This window comes from Bradyrhizobium sp. PMVTL-01, from assembly GCF_051861855.1.
Classification (GTDB): domain Bacteria; phylum Pseudomonadota; class Alphaproteobacteria; order Rhizobiales; family Xanthobacteraceae; genus Bradyrhizobium.
Window position 1 is genome coordinate 6,519,384 of sequence record NZ_CP193982.1, and the last position, 15,759, is coordinate 6,535,142.

At 64.3% G+C, this 15,759-nt stretch carries 15 protein-coding genes; 8 read left to right on the forward strand and 7 right to left on the reverse strand.

The features are described from left to right. Positions 1-7: 7 nt before the first annotated feature. Together ACRQ5Q_RS31505 and ACRQ5Q_RS31510 are read right to left on the reverse strand one after the other, a co-directional pair. A complete protein-coding gene (locus ACRQ5Q_RS31505) occupies positions 8-394 on the reverse strand; it encodes a VOC family protein (RefSeq protein ID WP_439373942.1) in 387 nt (128 codons plus the stop codon). Positions 395-398: 4 nt separating this feature from the next. Beyond that, the gene (locus tag ACRQ5Q_RS31510; RefSeq protein ID WP_439373941.1) at positions 399-1,343 is read right to left on the reverse strand and encodes a ketopantoate reductase family protein; all 945 of its coding nucleotides are present in this window, start codon (positions 1,341-1,343) and stop codon (positions 399-401) included. 102 nt (positions 1,344-1,445) lie between these two features. On the opposite strand from ACRQ5Q_RS31510, the gene ACRQ5Q_RS31515 reads away from it, so the two are divergent. The 8 genes from ACRQ5Q_RS31515 to ACRQ5Q_RS31550 all read left to right on the forward strand — a co-directional run bounded on the left by ACRQ5Q_RS31515 (position 1,446) and on the right by ACRQ5Q_RS31550 (position 11,456). Beyond that, on the forward strand, positions 1,446-2,426 hold the full coding sequence (locus tag ACRQ5Q_RS31515) for a LysR family transcriptional regulator (protein WP_439393826.1): 981 nt from the start codon (positions 1,446-1,448) through the stop codon (positions 2,424-2,426). Between the two features lie 754 nt (positions 2,427-3,180). Continuing rightward, positions 3,181-4,833: an ABC transporter substrate-binding protein gene (locus ACRQ5Q_RS31520; RefSeq protein ID WP_439393828.1), complete on the forward strand. Its 1,653-nt coding sequence runs from the start codon at positions 3,181-3,183 to the stop codon at positions 4,831-4,833. A gap of 38 nt (positions 4,834-4,871) precedes the next feature. Next, positions 4,872-5,882 (forward strand): ABC transporter permease, encoded by a 1,011-nt coding sequence (locus ACRQ5Q_RS31525; RefSeq protein ID WP_439393830.1) that lies wholly within the window; start codon positions 4,872-4,874, stop codon positions 5,880-5,882. After that, on the forward strand, positions 5,879-6,727 hold the full coding sequence (locus ACRQ5Q_RS31530) for an ABC transporter permease (RefSeq protein ID WP_439393832.1): 849 nt from the start codon (positions 5,879-5,881) through the stop codon (positions 6,725-6,727). The genes ACRQ5Q_RS31525 and ACRQ5Q_RS31530 overlap by 4 nt, the downstream gene beginning before the upstream one ends. Next, positions 6,706-8,424 carry an ABC transporter ATP-binding protein gene (locus ACRQ5Q_RS31535; protein ID WP_439393834.1) on the forward strand — a complete coding sequence of 573 codons (1,719 nt, stop codon included), beginning with the start codon at positions 6,706-6,708 and terminating at the stop codon, positions 8,422-8,424. The genes ACRQ5Q_RS31530 and ACRQ5Q_RS31535 overlap by 22 nt, the downstream gene beginning before the upstream one ends. A 279-nt stretch (positions 8,425-8,703) precedes the next feature. After that, complete coding sequence (locus ACRQ5Q_RS31540; RefSeq protein ID WP_439399913.1) at positions 8,704-9,330, forward strand: nitroreductase family protein; 627 nt, start codon at positions 8,704-8,706, stop codon at positions 9,328-9,330. Continuing rightward, the gene (locus tag ACRQ5Q_RS31545) at positions 9,327-9,902 is read left to right on the forward strand and encodes a cysteine dioxygenase (protein ID WP_439393835.1); all 576 of its coding nucleotides are present in this window, start codon (positions 9,327-9,329) and stop codon (positions 9,900-9,902) included. Before ACRQ5Q_RS31540 ends, ACRQ5Q_RS31545 begins: the two co-directional genes overlap by 4 nt. Before the next feature lie 201 nt (positions 9,903-10,103). Then, positions 10,104-11,456 (forward strand): FAD/NAD(P)-binding protein, encoded by a 1,353-nt coding sequence (locus tag ACRQ5Q_RS31550; protein ID WP_439393837.1) that lies wholly within the window; start codon positions 10,104-10,106, stop codon positions 11,454-11,456. On the opposite strand, the gene ACRQ5Q_RS31555 is transcribed toward ACRQ5Q_RS31550, so the two are convergent. The 5 genes from ACRQ5Q_RS31555 to ACRQ5Q_RS31575 all read right to left on the reverse strand — a co-directional run bounded on the left by ACRQ5Q_RS31555 (position 11,457) and on the right by ACRQ5Q_RS31575 (position 15,736). Continuing rightward, on the reverse strand, positions 11,457-12,239 hold the full coding sequence (locus tag ACRQ5Q_RS31555; RefSeq protein ID WP_439393839.1) for a class II aldolase/adducin family protein: 783 nt from the start codon (positions 12,237-12,239) through the stop codon (positions 11,457-11,459). Positions 12,240-12,255: 16 nt separating this feature from the next. Beyond that, positions 12,256-13,248: an NAD(P)-dependent oxidoreductase gene (locus ACRQ5Q_RS31560; RefSeq protein WP_439393841.1), complete on the reverse strand. Its 993-nt coding sequence runs from the start codon at positions 13,246-13,248 to the stop codon at positions 12,256-12,258. Positions 13,249-13,384: 136 nt separating this feature from the next. After that, positions 13,385-13,768 (reverse strand): 4Fe-4S dicluster domain-containing protein, encoded by a 384-nt coding sequence (locus ACRQ5Q_RS31565; RefSeq protein ID WP_439393843.1) that lies wholly within the window; start codon positions 13,766-13,768, stop codon positions 13,385-13,387. Continuing rightward, entirely contained in the window at positions 13,765-15,369 is a 1,605-nt protein-coding gene (locus tag ACRQ5Q_RS31570) for an FAD-binding protein (protein ID WP_439393845.1), read from the reverse strand. Before ACRQ5Q_RS31570 ends, ACRQ5Q_RS31565 begins: the two co-directional genes overlap by 4 nt. A 7-nt stretch (positions 15,370-15,376) precedes the next feature. Continuing rightward, the gene (locus ACRQ5Q_RS31575; RefSeq protein ID WP_439393847.1) at positions 15,377-15,736 is read right to left on the reverse strand and encodes a DUF3088 domain-containing protein; all 360 of its coding nucleotides are present in this window, start codon (positions 15,734-15,736) and stop codon (positions 15,377-15,379) included. Positions 15,737-15,759: the final 23 nt, after the last annotated feature.

Consider the following 15,759-nt stretch of genomic DNA (forward strand, 5'->3'; position numbering starts at 1 on the left):
GTGTTCCTTAGGCCCGTGGATTGATCGCCAGCGCCGCTTCCACGGCACCAGCACTGGCTTGCAAGATTTCGACGTTCAGGCCGCCCGGCAGCTCGAGCCAGTTCGGCCCGGCGGGGAGTGCCTTGGCTCCCCACGCCGCAGCACGGGCGAGCACACCTTCGTAATCGTCGACCATGATGCCGAGATGAGCGAGGCGCCCCTCTGGCCCGGCAAAATGTGGATCCTCGATCAGCTGCACGCTTCCGAGCACCCATACCTGACGCGGGCGGGCACCATCGGCGGGTTGCTCGTCGCGGATAGTGAGACCAAGCACCTCACGAAAGAAGTCGACGTGACGATCGACGTCCGGCACACGGATCGCGACGTGTTCGACATAGGCGCGCGGCAGCGACATCGTCTCAGGCCTTTCCTGGATAATCGCTGCGGGCGTATTCGAGCCCCTTGATCAACGCGACGAGGGTCGAGTTGACGGGAGTCGGGACATTGAACTTCGCCCCCCAACGCACGACGGAGCCGTGAATGTAATCGACCTCGGTCAGATTGCCGGCCTGCAAGCTCTGCAACATCGAGGTCTTGAACTCGGGCGGCAGCCCAGCGGATGCCATCGTCCAGGCCCGGCGCGGATCGGCGATCGAGATCTTCACGCCGGCGGCCTGCGCGACCGCGATGCCCTCCGAGATTGCGGCCAGCGCGCAATCCTCCAGGATCGGCAGCGAATAGAGACCACCATAAGTCAGCCCGGTAATGGCGGTGATTCCGCCTCCGGCGACGTTGATGAACAACTTGTCCCACATCGTGCCCAGGATGTTGTCGCTGAGCAGCGTGAGAATGCCGGCACGATTGAACGTCTCGGAAATCCGCTGTGCGCGTTCCGTCAAGCGTCCATCAAGCTCGCCGACGATGGTTTCCTTGCCGACCACTCCGGAGCGAACATGACCGGGGCCGAGCAGCACGCCGCCAACATAGGTCTTGCCCGCCATGACCCTGTGACGACCGACTTCCTCCGCGAGGATGTCCTCGTGACCAAGACCGTTTTGAAGCGACATCACGACCGTCTGCGGCCCGATGATCGGCGCTGCCGCCCGGATCGCATCGCGCGTGTGATAGGATTTGACGAGGACGATGACGAGGTCCGCCACGACGCCGACCTGGTCCGCGGAGATACAGGCAGAGACCTTCACCACGGTCTCGGCGTCACCTTCGAGCATCCGCAGACCAGCAGCATTGATCGCGTCGATATGAGCCTGAAACGGGTCGATCAACCAAACCTCGGCACCACCGCGCGCCAGCGTGCCGCCGATGGTCGAGCCCAGGGCTCCCGCGCCGATAAAGCAGATCCTCATCCGAACGCTCCTCCCTCGCCCATCTTGGCATTGGAGGCGTGCTAGCAGGCTGCTCCGTATTTGGATATGCTATGGTCCTTATATCCATTATTGAAGATCGCAATGAAGCACCGGGACCTCTCCGAGACCAACCTGCTGGAGCCGCGCCTTCTCCGGCTGTTTGACGCATTGTTCTCCTCGGGCAGCGTCACCAAGGCAGCCGAAAAGCTCGGTCAAAGCCAGCCGACCATTTCGATCTGGCTGGCGCGCCTGCGAAAGGAGCTGGATGATCCGCTCTTCATTCGGTCTGCGGAGGGAATGCTGCCGACCCCGCGTGCCGAAGCTCTCATCGGCACGGCCAGGCAGGCGTTGGAGATGCTGCGTCGTCTTGCGGAGCTTCGTCCTGAGTTCGACCCGGCGACAGCAAAGCGCCGCTTCGTCATCTGCATGACGGATGCGAGCCATATCACGCTCCTTCCGGCCATCCTCGGCTACGTTCGCCGCGTTGCTCCGGGCATCCGCATCGAGGCAGCGCAGATCGGCGGCGATACGCCACGAATGCTGCAGTCCGGCGAGGCCGATCTGGCGCTCGGCTACATCTCGGACCTCGACGCCGGGCACTTCCAACAGGCACTCTTTCCGCAGGATTGGGTCTGCCTGGCGAACGCAAAACATGCCCGAATCCGCGACCGCATCACCGCAAAGGATTTCAGGCATGAGGCGCACGTCCTCATTCGATCGGGTACCGGACATCAGTTGCTCGCGGACGCGCTACAGGAGCAGCGGATAGTCCTCGACGTTGCGCTCGAGCTACCCGGCTTTTTGGGGTTACCCGCAATCATCGGGACGACCGACCTGATCGCCACCCTTCCAAGGCACATCGGCGAAACGCTGGCTCACTACTACGGACTGCGCGTGCTCGACTGCCCGCTGGCGATCGCCGGCTTCACGGTGAAGCAATATTGGCATGCCCGCTTCCATCACGACCCGGCAAGCCAATGGTTGCGAGACGTATGCGGGGAGCTTTTTCAACAGCAGAAAGTGCGGGGTCTGCATCGTTCCGGTCGGCCAAGAAAACGAAGGCCACGCGATGTGCAGCCGTAATTGTCCCCGATGGAAGGGGCAACGACCGTCGCCCGAGGCCGCCGGCTGGGCGGAGTGCGGCACGGCTGCAATTCCGCAGAAGCGCATCTCGAGCGGTCGTCCGCTTCGTTCGCCGTGGCGGCCCATTCTACGATGAGGGCAAAACAGACCTGCCCGGACGGCTTCCGCGTTATAGGTTGGGATGGAAGCCTCGCAACCAGCACGGCCAGGCCGGTTAGCTCCAGCCTGGACCGCGCCCTAGAATCTCTGTTTCCAAACGCGCCCAAAAGACCTGACCGGGATGAAACTGCTTAACGAATGAAACGCAACAGCTTGAGCCGCTGGCTGGGGCGGGAGGGATCGAACCTCCGAATGGCGGAATCAAAATCAGTTTGATTATTCAACGATTTCAACGCGCATTTGGAAAAAAATGACGGAAATGCCGTCTAGCCAACTCAATAGCTTACCGGCCGTTTCCAAACAAAGCCCGCACGGATACCGCCTTGCGCAACACCGGGCGCCGCGCCTCTTCATCGACCACTGATCTCCAGGTTCTCTGTGGAGCAAGTACCTCGGATGGCGATCGCTGTCGGCCGCAGGGATCAGCACCTCGTCCACCCCTCGCTTTGAAAGCGAATAGCAGTCGCGCTCATCTGCCTTTGCCCAGCGCATTTGTTACCCGTCTCAAACGAAATTTGGAATGGCAAAGCCCTTCCATTTCGCTTCTCCTGTCGATTGAAGATAACTGGCACGTCCAGAACCGACAGGAGTATTCGTGACCGAACGCTTTTCTTTGCTCGCGCTGTCCCGACGCCGCCTGTTGATCACAACGTTTGCACTGGGAGCCGGCGCGCTGGTGGCGCTGGCAGACATCACTTCCGCGCGAAGCGCCGACACTCCACCAACAGGCGGTGACATCACCTTCCTCATCGACTCGCTCGGCAGCACCTGGATTCCGAACAACAGTGCGATCTCCAGCTTCCAGGGCCACATCTGGGGCCATGTCACCGACAAGCTCGTCTATGTCGACGCCGACGGCAAGGTCAGCCCCTGGATCGCCGAGCGCTGGGAGCAGAACGGCGAGGCCACCCAGTTCACCCTGCACCTCAAAAAGGGCGTGACCTTCTCCGACGGCACTCCGCTCGATGCGTCGGCCGTCGTTGCCAATCTCGACATCTGGTATGCCGGCCGCAAGAACGATGGCATCAACCCGATTGGACTGTTTCCGAAGACCTACGAGCGCGCCGAGGCTGTCGACGCGGCCACTGTGAAGGTCTTCTTCAAGGCGCCGACGCTCGGCTTCATCCCGACGCTCGGGTACCATGGCTCGATCCTGATCTCACCGAAAACCATCGCGCAGCCTGCGGCCCAGCAGGCCGACCTCTCCAAGACATCCGGCAGCGGACCGTACGTGGTCGCCTCCTGGAAGGAGGGCGATTTCGTCAAGTTGGTCAAGCGCAAGGACTACAATTGGGGTCCCGCCGCCGTCGGCCACACCGGCCCGGCCTATCTCAATTCGATCACCTATAAGCTTGTATCGGAGCCGTCGCTGCGGGTCGCCGCTGTCCAGTCGGGACAGGCCGATGTTGCCTACAGCCCCTCACCGCAGGAATTGAAGTCTCTCAAGGAGGCCGGGTTCACGATCGCGACGCCGCGCTATCTCGGCTTCGTCAACGGCCTCGCCATCAACACCAAGCTGGAGCCGTACAATGACTTGAAGGTGCGACAGGCGCTCCAGGCCGGCATCGACCGGAAGGAGATCATCGACACGGTCTATACGCCTGACTGGAAGCTGGCGACGTCTTTCATCCAGAGTAACGTGCCCGGTGCGACCGACCACAGCGACCTCCTGGCCTACAACCCCGGCAAGGCCGAGAAGCTTCTCGACGAAGCTGGCTGGATCAAGGGGGCCAATGGCATCCGCACCAAGGACGGCAAGCAGCTGTCGCTGACGCTTCACTCCAACCCCTACCTCGCGACGGCGAAGTCGATCGACGAGCTCATCGCCCAGCAACTTGGCAAGATCGGATGGAAGGTCACCATCCGGGCCTACGACGTCGTGACGTTCGGCGAGAAGGTCCGGTTCGGCGGCCCGGCGGTGCCGGCCTACGAGGTGACGCGCAGTTTCATCGATGCCGGCACGGTCGCCAGCATCCTCACCGATGCCAACAACGGCGAGAATTGGTTCAATCTCGGCGACAGTGACGCGAAGCTCAACTCGCTGCGCGACAAGATCGCGGGCGCGGCCACTCTCGACATCCGCAATCCACTGCTCGACGAGTTGCAGACCTACGTTCTCGAGCAAGGCTACTTCATTCCGCGCACGCAGATCGTCCAGCGGATCTACGCGCAATCCCCAAAGCTCAAGGGAGAGGTCTACAACGGCATCGCCTATGCCAGCTATTACACGGCGACGATCGGCGAATAGGGCGCCGTGCAACCGAGCAATGTGAGGAGTCGACCGGCATGAGAGGCGCCTACCTGTCCTATGCCGCAAAGCGTTTCGCTCAGGCCGTCGTGGTCATTCTCCTGGCTTACGTCTTCACCTTCGTTGTCGTCAGCATCCTCCCCGGCGATCCCATCACCAACGTGCTACGCGACCCGCAGAACGGGTTCAGTGAGGAGCAGATCAGGCAGATCATCGCCGCGCAGGGTTTAGACAGGCCGATTCCAGTCCAGCTCTGGACGTCCTTGTCCAACTTCGTGACAGGCGACCTCGGCCTGTCGATGCGGTCCAGCCGGCCGGTGACAACCCTGATCGCCGAGGTTCTCCCTTCGACGCTGATCCTTGCGTCAGCGGCGTTCGCCATCGCGCTGCTGCTGGCCCTGACGATCGCCTACGGCACGCAGTTTGTTCCCAAACGCTTCGGCCAGGGCTTGCTGCGTGGTTTCCCCTCGTTGTTCCTGTCAGTGCCCAATTTCGTGATCGGCCTGGTGCTGATCCATATTTTCGGGTTTCAGCTCGGGCTGTTTCGCGTGATTGCGCCTGATAGCTTCTGGGCAACCTTTTTCGCCGCGATCGCGCTCGGAGTGCCCATCTCCGCGCGGATCACCGAGGTGTTGATCGCGAACCTCGATAAGGAGTCCGAGCAGGAATACGCCGCCGTTGCGCGCAGCCGTGGACTCGGACAGGCGCGTCTGTTTGCCAGGCATTTGCTCAAGCCCTCTTCGCTCCCGGTCGTCACCGTCATTGCACTCGCCATCGGTGAACTGCTGGGCGGTTCGCTGATCACCGAGACGGTGTTCGGACGCACCGGCATCGGCAGCCTGGTGCAGCGCTCGGTGAGCACGCAGGACCTGCCTGTGCTGCAGGCGGTCGTCTCGCTCGCCGCAGTCGTGTTCGTGCTGGTCAATTTGATCGCCGACCTCGTCTACCCGCTGCTCGATCCGCGCGTGAAGCTGATCGGTGGTCGCAGGGTGCGACCGACCACCGCTGACGACAGCGCGACTGCCACATCAGCGGCGGTGACATCATGACCCTCGCCTCCTTCTCCTCTGCTTCGCGCGTCACGTCGATCGGCCGGCTGGCTGCTCTTCGGCTGCCGCCGACCGTCGCCCTTTCTTTCGTGGTCATCGCGCTCGTGATCGCATGGTCGCTGGCGCCGGGCTTGTTCACGAGTCATAGCCCGATCGTCGGTGTTCCCGCTGAGAAACTGCTCAGCCCGAGCGCCGCGCACTGGTTCGGCACCGATCACCTCGGCCGCGACCTCTATACCCGCGTCGTCTACGGCACCGCGTCCTCGGTGACGAGCGCGCTCATCGCCGTCGGCATTGCCGCTGTTGCAGGCGGACTCATCGGCCTCGTGGCAGGCTTCCTTGGCGGCTGGGTGGACATCGTGCTCGCCCGCCTGGTCGACGTGCTGCTGGCGATCCCGAACTTCCTGCTGGCGGTCATCGTCGTCACCGCGATCGGTTTCGACACGACGAACGCCGCCATTGCGACCGGCGTCTCGGCAGTGGCCGTGTTCGCGCGGGTGATGCGCTCTGAAGTGATCAAGACCCGGCAGGCGATTTTCGTCGAGGCGGCGTTCCTGATGGGCGGCTCGCGCTGGCACATCCTGCTGCGGCACGTGCTGCCGAACGCGTCGCGCTCGGTGCTCCCGCTCGCGGTCTTGCAATTCGGCCTGTCGATCCTGGTGATCGCGAGCCTTGCCTTCCTCGGCTACGGCGATCCGCCGCCCGCCTCCGATTGGGGCCTGCTGATCTCGATCGGCAAGGACTACCTCAAATGGCCGTGGCTGGTCTACGCGCCCGCCTTCGTCACGATCGCGACCGTCCTCTCCGTGAACAGGATCAGCCGATGGCTGCGCAAGACAGACTGACCGCCAACACATTCACGCGCGCCGAGCTCACCGCGCCAGTGCCGCTGCGCCCGCTTCCGCTGCTCCAGGTCGGTGGTCTCTCGGTCTCCTACGGGCCGCACGAGGTCGTGACCAATGTCGGGTTTGAACTCGGTCGCGGCGACAGCCTCGCCCTCATCGGGGAGTCCGGCTCCGGCAAATCGACGATCGCCCGCGCGGTGCTGCGGCTGCTCCCGACCGGAGGGCGCGCCACCGGCCGCGTCGCGTTCGACGGCCAGGAGGTGCTTGATATCTCCGAGCGCGGCTTCCGGCCGCTGCGGGGACGCGCCATCGGGTTCGTGCCGCAGGACCCCGCCAACTCGCTCAACCCGGTGCGGACGATCGGCGCCCAGGCACACGAGGCCGCCGCGCTGCTCGACGAGCCCGACAGGGCTGTCCGCAAGCAGCTCATCCTGGAGACCTTCGCCGAGGTTGGGCTCGACAACCCGCAGCGTGTCTACGGCTCCTATCCGCACCAGCTCTCCGGCGGCATGCTCCAGCGCGTGCTGATCGGCCTCGCAATCCTTCCGCGGCCGGCCCTGCTGGTGGCGGACGAACCGACCTCGGCGCTCGACGTCACGATCCAGAAGCGCATCCTCGACCTGCTCACGCGGCTGCAGCAGGACCTCAAGGTCAGCCTGCTGCTCATCACCCACGATCTGGCGATCGCCGCCGAACGGGCGAACGCACTGGTGGTGCTCAAAGACGGCGTCGTCCAGGAAGCCGGCCGGACCGCTTCCGTCTTCTCCTCGCCGGCGTCGGCCTACGCGAGAAAGCTGCGCGCCGACGTTCCGGCCCTCAATCCTGACCGCTACGCCGCCCTGCGCGACGTCGGCTGTCGAACCGTCAGGACCGGCGACGCTGCGACACCAAAGATCGAGATCAGTGCCGTCACGAAGACCTTCACCGTCGACGGCAAGACGCTGACGGCTGCCAGCGATCTGTCGTTCACCGTTCCGGCCGGCACCACGCACGCGCTGGTCGGCGAGTCCGGCTCGGGCAAGACGACGGCGGTCCGCCTGCTGCTCGGTCTCGAGCAACCCGACAGCGGGACCATCTCGGTCGCAGGCGAGCAGATCACCGGTCGCTCGCCGCAGGCGCTACGCTCAGCGTGGCGCCACCTTCAACTGGTCTACCAGAACCCGTTCACTTCTCTGGATCCGACCTGGACGGTCGAGCAGCTGGTGCGCGAACCACTCGACCGCTTCAAGATCGGAACGCGCAAGGAGCGCGACGAGCGGGTACGCGAAGCTTTTGCCGACATCGGTCTAGGCGAACATCTGTTGTCCCGCAAGCCAGGAGCCCTCTCGGGCGGCCAGCGCCAGCGCGTTGCCATCGCCCGGTCGCTGGTCCTCAAGCCTGACGTGATCGTGCTCGACGAGCCCACCTCCGCACTCGATGTCAGCGTCCAGGCCGGCATCGTTGAGGTCCTGCTCACGCTACAGGCCAATCTCGGCCTCACCTATGTCTTCGTCTCGCACGACCTGGCGCTGGTGCGCCAGCTCGCTCACACCGTCTCGGTGATGCACCGTGGGCGCATTGTTGAGCACGGGACCGTCGCCAAGATTTTCGACAATCCACGGCAGCCCTATACGAGGTCGTTGCTGGAATCGATCCCGTCGGGTGGCGCTGCTGTTCCGCTGGCGACGCACGCGCGTCCGCGCGTGACCGCGGGCTGAAGTCCGCCGAGCGGATGTGCCGCGATCGCCGCACTCCGCGGGATGCGCTGCTCGTAACACGATACCATCGACGATCATCGTGCCTGCCGGCGCGGCGGCAAGGAATTGTCCCACACATGGCCAATACCGAAATGTCGTTCTCGAGAATTTGTCGCGCTCGCAGAGATCCTGCCAAACTCGATTCCGACGCGAGTATCCTGTGTCCGGCACGGCGTTGACCGTGATATTTGCTGGCGCAGCGCATGTTGTACATGCCTCGTCGGCAAGAAGAGAGATACCGTGACAGTCCAGACATCGCAGCGCACGAACCGTGTCGCTGACCACCCGGCCGAGCGCGTCTTCGTCGATCGCTGGTCCCCCCGGGGATTTTCCCAGGAGCAGATCCCGGAAAGCGAATTGCGGACGTTGTTCGAGGCGGCCAGGTGGGCGCCCTCCGCCTACAACTCACAGCCCTGGCATTTTCTCTACGCGCTCAGAGGCGAGACGGAATTTGATACCTTTCTTGCTCCATTGATCGAGTTCAATCGCGGATGGGCTCAACATGCGGCGGCCCTGATCTACCTTCTCTCCAAAAAGGAGTTCACGCCGCCCGGCAAGACCGAGGCACAATTCTCGCAGACCCACTCCTTCGATGCAGGCGCCGCATGGGCCAATTTCGCCAACCAGGCTGCAATCGGCGGCTGGGCTGCTCATGGCATGAGCGGGTTCGACGTCGAGAAGGCGCGCACGCTTCTCGGCGTCCCCCAGGGATTTGACGTGGAGATTGTGGTCGCGCTCGGTCGCAAGGGCGATGGAGCGCATCTGGCGCCCGCCCTGCTTCAACGCGAGCAGCCGAGTCCGCGCGCATCCGTCGACGAATTCGCCGCGCGCGGTCTGTTTCCAAAGCGGTTCGAGGCCGCACGATGACTGGCCTGCCCAAGCTCCGAACCTTCGTCGCCGAGGTCGCACGGGTCGTCGATGCGAAGCTGGATGAGCGCGCCACCCTTGCTCGCCTTGTGCCGAAGCTCAAGGAACTGGTCACCACGGACGACTGGCTGCCGGACGCCTACGCTGCAGCTGATGGCAAGGCCTATCGGCAATACCTGCTCTACGCCGATCCGCTCGACCGTTTCTCCATCATCAGCTTCGTCTGGGGACCCGGACAGGGCACCCCGATCCACGACCATCGTGTCTGGGGACTGGTCGGCGTATTGCGGGGAGAAGAGCTCTCGGTGAGCTACGCGCGGCAACCCGATGGCTCGTTGCGGCCCGGCGCCACCGAGCGCCTGGCGAAAGGCACCGTGGCCGCCGTCTCGCCCGATATCGGCGACATTCATGCGATTTCGAATGGCTTGGCGGACAAGTCGTCGATCAGCATTCACGTCTATGGCGGCAACATCGGCAGGATCCACCGCTCCGTCTTCGATGCTACGACCGGGGCCGAGCACGAGTTCGTCTCCGGATATTCAAACGAATTCGTGCCCAATCTCTGGGTCTGAAGCCCGCCAACAGCCTCGGCAGATCTGTTCCGCCGCTCTGACGGCGGTCTTCTGCGTCCGCAGGGACGCTCTCGACACGATGCGATCACCCCGGATCGCCGGAGAAGAAAATACCATGCTTGTCTGACTATCAACGCATTTGGCCTGTAGAACTTCCCCGTCCTGCGACGTTGACCGAGCGACCAGAACGGGGGCGGCACGATGGGTCCGGAGGGGCGGCACGCGATCGTCATCGGGGGAGGCGCCAGCGGCGTCATCCTCGCCTTTCAGCTCCTGAAGAACAATCCATCTGATCTCCGCGTGACCCTGATTGAAAAGCGGCCCGAGATCGGACGCGGACTTGCCTATCATGCAGGCAATCCCGAACATCTCCTCAATGTGCGCGTGACGAATATGAGCGCGCTTCCCGACGATTCCGAACATTTCTGGAACTGGCTGTGTGCGCGGCCCGGCGGACCACTATGTCCCGATCCCTATTGCTTCATTCCACGGCAGACCTACGGGGACTATCTCGCCGATCTGATCGCGCCCCTGAGATCGCGCGACGGGACGCAAGGCCTGACCATCGTGCGCGGCGAGTGCGCGGCGATCCGGGAAAATCCGTCCGACGTCGCAGTCACCCTTGCAGACGGAACATGCATCAGCGGGAGCACGGCCATTCTCGCGACCGGCCACGACGCCGCAGCCCCGCTGCTAGCCGGCCATGCCGAACCCTGGGCCTCACCCGCCGAGGCCGGCATCGACACAAACGCCACCGTGCTCATCCTTGGCACCGGCCTCTCGATGGTCGACTATGTCTTGTCGCTGCTTCGCTACGGACACCAGGGGCGGATCGTTGCCATGTCGCGGCGCGGCCTGCTGCCGAGAGCTCACCGACGCGTCGATCCGATGCGCTTCGCCGAGAACGAGATTCCGTTCGGCGCCGAGATCGGGCCCCTGCTGCGCTGGTTTCGCCGCCGCATCGAGTTGCACGTCGCCGAGGGCGGCGACTGGCGCAGTGCCATCGATGCGATCAGGCCTTTCACCCAGCGGCTTTGGCAGGAACTGCCGTTGAGCTCCAGGCGCCGCTTCCTGGAACACGCCCGCGCCTGGTGGGACGTCCATCGCCACCGCACCGCGCCGGAGGTCGAGGCTCGCATTGCGGAGGCTCTCGCGACGAAGCGGCTGACGGTCATTGCCGGCAAGCTCGCTACCATCGCCCCGAACTCCGGCGGCGCTATTGTTCGCTACCGCAGGCGCGGCCAGAGCGAGACGTCCGAGCTGCAGGTCGGAGCCATCGTCGACTGCACCGGCATCGTCCGGGATCCCGGTGCCAGCACCAACCCGGCCGTCCGCAGTCTGCTCGACCAAGGCCTTGCCCGCATCGATCCGCTGCGGATCGGCATCGACGTCACACGCGAGTGCGCGATCGTCAATCGTGACGGATCTCCCTCTCGCCGCCTCTACGCCGTCGGCCCACTCACGCGGGCGGCGTTCTGGGAGATCATTGCCGTTCCGGACATCCGCCAGCAATGTGCGGAGCTAGCGACGCGCCTCCGGGGCCGAGATCCCTAATTAGTTGAACAGGTCCGGCTCCGCTGCGGTGATCCAGTCCCACAGCGGCTGGAAGCTGAAATAGCCGCCCTTGTGCGTGCCGACCTGCCGCGCAGTCAGGCTGGCGATCTCATGCGGGATCGGCTTCGGCGCGCCCGCGGCCTCGGCAAGCAGCTGGGCGCGCGCGGCATTGTCCATCGCGATGTACCACCAGGCTGCCGCCTCGATGGTCGGCCCGACCGTGAGCAGGCCGTGGTTTTGCAAGATGGCGGCCTTCTTCGATCCCAGCGCTTGCGCGATCTTGCGGCCCTCTTCCGCTTCCAGCACGACGCCGGAGAAGGGATCGAACAGCACGTGATCGTCGTAGAATGCGCAGGAATCCTGCGTTAGCGGATCGAGCAGGCGGCCGAGCGCCGACCAGGCCTTGCCGTAGGTCGAATGGGTGTGGGCGGCCGCGATCACCTCCGGATGCGCGGCGTGGATCGCCGAGTGAATCACGAAGCCGGCCTGGTTGATCGGCTTGTCGCCGATCAGGATGTTGCCGTCGTGGTCGACTAGCTGAAGGTCGGACACCTTGATCTGGCTGAAATGCTTCGCGAGCGGGTTGATCCAGAACCGATCAGGAAACTCCGGATCACGCACGGTGACATGGCCCGCGAGACCCTGGTCGAAACCGTAGCGCGAAAACAGCCGGAACGTCGCAGCAAGCCGCTGCTTGCGGTGCAGCCGCTCTTCCTCGAACGTCGCTGCCGGCGTGCGCTCGACCAGGGAGTACTTCTTGGGTTTCTCGACGACCTTGTTCATTGTTGCGGCTCCTTTTCTAGTATTCGAGGTTCTTGTCGAAGACATCGGCCAGCGCCACGCCATGCGCATAGGCGTCGAGATTGACCAGCGTCTTGTCGGCCAGCCGCTTGGCATCCTCGCCACCCGTCCATGACACGTGCGGGGTCAGGACGACCTTGGGATGGCCAAAGATCGGATCGCCTTCCGGCGGCGGCTCGGGATCGGTGACATCGAGCGTCGCCCCGGCAATCCGTCCCTCGTCGAGCGCTTGCAACAGCGCGACCTGATCGACGATCCGGCCGCGCGCGACATTGATCAGGTGCAGCGATGGCTTGGCGCGTGCCAGCAGGTCGGCGTTGATCAGACGCGCCGTCTTCGTCGTCGCCGGCAGGGCGAGGACGAGATGATCGGAGACTTCGACCAGCTGCTCGATGCTGTCAACCGGCTGGATGCCCGGAAGGACATAGGGCCAGGCCGAGCGCCGCAAGACTCTGATGTCGACGTCGAAGGGCTTGACGCGCTCGACGACGGCGCGGCCGATGGCACCGAAGCCCGCGATTCCGATTGTCTTGCCGCTCAGCGAGCCCAGCGGCGTGATCTTCCATTCTGCACGGCTGCGCGGCCGGACGTCGTGGATGCGCTTCTCGAAGCCGAGGATCGCCGCAACGACATACTCCGCGATCGGATCGGCCGAGATGCCCCGGCCGACCGTGACCACGGGACCGTCGAGCAGCCAGGCCGGAAAGAAATCGACGCCCGTCGAAGCGGTCTGGATCCAGCGCAGGCCGAACGGCCAGCCGGCCGGCTTCTCCGCGGGCGCCTTGTGCCAGCCCGCCAGCGGCCGCGTCAACAGCACGTCCGCCTCCGGAGCAACCTCCCATGGCGCGCGATCGGCAGGATGATCGATGATCAGCGGACGCGACCAGTGATCGGCCAGGACGGCACGAACCTCCGCGCCGAGCTGATTGACGATGATCGGCGACCGCACGCTGGTTGAGGCGCGCCTGCTTTCAATTCGCGGAGTGTTCATGTCCGGCCGCTTTGCGATGGCAATAACGAGGACATGCTAGGCGCTCGGACCAAGATAGTCTTTTCAAAGATCGCCGCTGTCCTGCAACAACAGGACGACGCATCTCGGCACGACAAAAGAGTTTGTCTCTCCGGACTCACCTGGTGCGGACAATTTCAGCCGACGTCACCTTGGCCTGCGCCGCGGCCTCGCCGGCGCGGCGGAACACGGTTTCCATCAGCCATTGCTCGTTGGGAAAGCGGTCGGACCATTCGTCCCAACCGGAATGCTTGCGGTATTGGCCGAGCCGGCCGGAGGCCACGACATCCTCGGCTTTCACGGCGACGCGACGGTCACAATCGGGCGCGACGTAGATCGCATCCGCTTGGCAATAGAGCTCGCACATGAAGCAGGTCTGGCAATCCTCCACACGCGCCAGAATTGGCAGACCGTCCTGCCCGGGATCGAGCACATTGGCCGGACAGACCTCGATACATTTCCCACAATCCGTGCAGCGGTCCGCGACGATCAGCTCGATCATGATGCTGTCTCGAGTTGCGCGGTGTTGGCGCCCGCAGCTTCACCGTCGGCCGTGACCCAGACCTGGTCCAGACCGCCGCTGAGCAGACGGACTGCAAGTCCGGGATCCCGCGAGGAAAAGTCCTCGCGGCGGTGCAGGCCCCTGCTCTCCTTGCGCGCCGCCGCCGTGGCGACGGACCAGCGTGCCGTTGCCAGCAGCGCCGCCGTCTCGCGCGAGGCGATCGTGCCTGTGGCGGCGTGATCGGCCAACTCGGTCCACAGATGGCCGAGGGCGCGCGCGGATGCTGCAAGTCCTTGTCCGGTGCGGAACAGATTCTTGTCGAACGGATGCATCTCGGCGCGCGCGCCGTCCCGAAGCGCGGCGAGATCGATGGTCCGTGCGCCCTTTCGCGGCTGGTGCCCGACGCGGCCCAGTGGCCGCAACCGGTCTGCACGGCTCTTCCCGCTACGCGCGAGACGCGCGGCTGCGCGTCCGGCGAACACACCGGACGAAAGTGCCCAGGCCGAGTTGACATTGCCGCCGCCGGAGATCGCTCCCGCCACCTTCTCGCGCGAGGCGTTGTCGCCGGCCACGAACAGTCCCGGAACCGATGTCGTGCCATCCACATCGTGCACCCGCACCCCGCCGATGCCGCGGATGGTGCCGTCATTGTGCAGCGTGACCTCGAAGCGGTCGCGATAGGAATCGATACCCCAGCGATCGAACACCAATGGCACGTTCGGCGAGATCGTGTGCAGCCGCGCCTTGATGTCGTCGGGCAAACGATGCAGCGAGCAATAGACCGGCCCGCGCTGAAGCGCGCGCGCCAGGCGGATGGTCTGATCGGGCCCGAACGGAAGATCGAGCTCGTGTCCTTCAGCGTCGTAATAGGTCGCGAACGCATAGGCCATGCTTCGCGTCATCGTCGAATGCGCCGGCGCAATGGTGTAGGCCGCCGTGAACTCCATGCCGGACATCTCTGCGCCGGCCTCGGCTGCCATGAGATAGCCGTCGCCCGTATTGGTGCGCGATCCCAGCAGATGAGATAGGAAGCTGGTCCCGCCGGCCGCGAGGATCACCGCCCCGGCCTCGATCCGATAGGCTCTTCCGCCGTCCTGCCGGCGCTGACCGCGGGCACCGCCGATCGAGCCGTCGGAGCGCGCCAGGAGTTCGAGGACGGGTGAATGATCGAGGATGGTGACGCCGTGGTCCAGCACCTGCTGCCGCAGGGCGCGCATATATTCGGGCCCGCGGACGGCGCGGTAGTTCACCCGTCCCTCATCGTCAGCGCCGAACTTGTAGTAGCGCGCAAGCGTCGGCAGCGTGCGCCAGGTCTGGTCGAGGATGCGATACATCCAGTCTGCTTCGCCGAGGCCGAGCCCGGCGGCAATCCGATTGGCGACGGCCGCCTCGCGCGCCGCAGGAGGATCCGGCGGCACCCACCAATGGCCCGGCCCCGCAGCCGCCGTAACACCGCTGGTGCCGCAATAGCCCTTGTCAGCCAGGACCACCGTGGCCCCCGCCTGCGCCGCCGAGGTCGCCGCCCAGGCGCCCGCCATCCCGCCGCCGACGATCAACACATCGGCCGTCAGCGACAGTTCTTCGAGCGACGACGAAATCACATTTGCCTCACTTTATCTCCAATCCCAAAACATGCGGGAAAGAGTAGCGATGGGCCAGATAGCGGAGTATTCGCTCCGCGGAATCGATGAAGCGCCGGCCGTTGGCGACGCCTGCGTCCTCAGGCACCGGCCGGCTCTCATCAAAGACCAGAACCGGAAGCGATTGATGCTGCTCGCCCAGGATGTCGACCAGCGCCGTTCGCGGACGCGCGAAGGGCAGGCGGTGCACCTCGATCTGCGTCGCCAGCCCGGGAAAGGACGCCAGCAATCCCTCGATTGCATTGCAGTCCGGGCAGACGAAGAAGCGGCCCGGCTGCTCGGGATCTTCAAATCCCGGCTTCAACAGAAAGAGGCGATCTCCGCTCATGGTCGGCCTCCAAAGACGACATG